Origin of the sequence: Corynebacterium tuberculostearicum (assembly GCF_022347235.1) — a bacterium.
Lineage (GTDB): Bacteria > Actinomycetota > Actinomycetes > Mycobacteriales > Mycobacteriaceae > Corynebacterium > Corynebacterium tuberculostearicum_F.
The window spans coordinates 1-679 of the sequence record NZ_JAKRDX010000054.1 but is presented as its reverse complement, the minus strand read 5'-3'; the positions used below and the strand labels follow the sequence as shown (position 1 = coordinate 679).

The 679-nt window shown below is 55.2% G+C and carries 1 protein-coding gene; it reads left to right on the top strand.

Annotated elements, in window-relative coordinates; translation table 11 throughout:
- On the top strand, positions 1-679 hold a 679-nt coding region (locus MHK09_RS11645; protein ID WP_250413617.1), incomplete at both ends, for a DDE-type integrase/transposase/recombinase.

Genomic DNA, 679 nt, shown 5'->3' with positions numbered 1-679 from the left:
GAAGCAGCTGACCATTTCGGCGTCAGCACCAGATGGATCCGAACACTTCAAGCCCGCTACCGAGAAGGCGGAATCAACCGCCTAGAACCACGCTCTAAACGCCCGCGCACTAATCCCCGAGCGCTCAACCCCAGCACTGTCGACCGCATACTTAAACTGCGCCAGGACCTCACAGAACGCGGCACTAACGCCGGAGCCCATACAATTCGCTGGCACTTGCAGCAAGAGGGAATCGACCCACCACCAGCACCATCCACAATCCACCGAGTGCTCGCAAACAACGGTCACGTCATCGCCCAACCACAAAAGCGTCCTCGCAGCTCATGGATACGATTTCAAGCAGATCAACCCAACGAAACATGGCAAATGGACTACAGTGACTGGACCATCGCAGGTCACAAGCGAGTAGCTATCCTCACCATCTTGGACGACCATTCCCGGTTCATCATCTCCTGCTGTGCCTACAACAATGCCACCGTGGGAAACGTCATAGAAAGCTTCATTAATGCAGGCCAGACACACGGCTACCCCCAGTCCACCCTCACCGACAACGGCCGAGCATTCACAACCAGCACAGACCGGACAAACCCCGCGCGAAACGGATTCGAGCAACTGCTCATAGACCTAGGAATCAAGCAGAAAAACGGTAAACCCTACCACCCCCAAACACAAGGAAAAG